Annotated in this window: 2 protein-coding genes; one reads left to right on the forward strand and one right to left on the reverse strand. The window is 27.7% G+C overall.

Annotated elements, in window-relative coordinates; genetic code table 11:
* Window positions 1–655: hypothetical protein (locus KQ486_RS14105; RefSeq protein ID WP_216687998.1), on the forward strand; the 655-nt coding region annotated here is incomplete at its 5' end.
* Here KQ486_RS14105 and KQ486_RS14110 read toward each other — a convergent pair.
* Entirely contained in the window at window positions 635–814 is a 180-nt protein-coding gene (locus KQ486_RS14110) for a hypothetical protein (RefSeq protein ID WP_000337827.1), read from the reverse strand. The genes KQ486_RS14105 and KQ486_RS14110 overlap by 21 nt on opposite strands.
* Window positions 815–891: the final 77 nt, after the last annotated feature.

The following is an 891-nucleotide window of genomic DNA, read 5'->3' on the forward strand; positions in this document are numbered from 1 at the left end:
ATATGATTCTAAAAAGTATGTAGAAGAACAATCCGGATTATTAGATTTTAATAATTACATTTATTACACATCTATTTACTACGGAAAATATATCGGGACCGTAATATTACAAAACAATTTAGATTTATTTTTTAATTATGGCAAAAGATTAGCTAACGATCATTACAATACATTGATATCGAAGTCGAAAGAAAGATTGATAAACAAAGCACATGATGAAATACAACCGTTCAACCACTTAGATTTAAATAGTATGAAAGAGATTGTTGATGATATAACTTTTTCTTATCAAATAGAACAAGGATTACAAGCTTATAAAAGGGAATTGTATTTGCCAGCTGCAGCAACCTTTGCTGTTGCTATAGAAACGTTTTTAATCAAATTAAAAAAAGTTAATAAAATCAAACATAAAGACACCGATTCAACTATGTACACAAAATTATTAGGAGAATTAACTAAAGAAGGTAAAGTAAATTATAGAACCAAAAAACGGGTAGAAATTGCGTATAGTATGAGAAACATAATCAACCATTCACAAGCTGGTGCAGTAGCCAAAGGTGATTGTGACTTTCTTTTAAACACACTAAAAGACATTGTTGATGAAAACGAAAAAATATTAAGAGAATATACCAAATCAATTAATAAGACGGAATAAATAGGTATCCTTGTATTCAGATTTGATTTTTAACATAATTTGTTCATAAATTTTTAATTTAAGTTCTTGTTCATCGTCATAAATATCAAATTCACTACTATAATTTTCAACTGATTCTTTTATATAAGCTATTTCTGCGTCAGTAAATTTTACACACATTTCATCACCTACTTTTTATTTTATTATATCACATTTAGTAGCTAGTACTAAAATCACGGGTAGCCCGCCTACCCTTA

It is taken from the genome of Allobacillus halotolerans (assembly GCF_018967645.1).
GTDB lineage: Bacteria > Bacillota > Bacilli > Bacillales > Alkalibacillaceae > Allobacillus > Allobacillus halotolerans.

Coding starts and splice junctions, on each gene's coding strand:
- KQ486_RS14110 (WP_000337827.1), bottom strand. CDS start 814: ATGTGTGTAAAATTTACTGACGCAGAAATAGCTTATATAAAAGAATCA.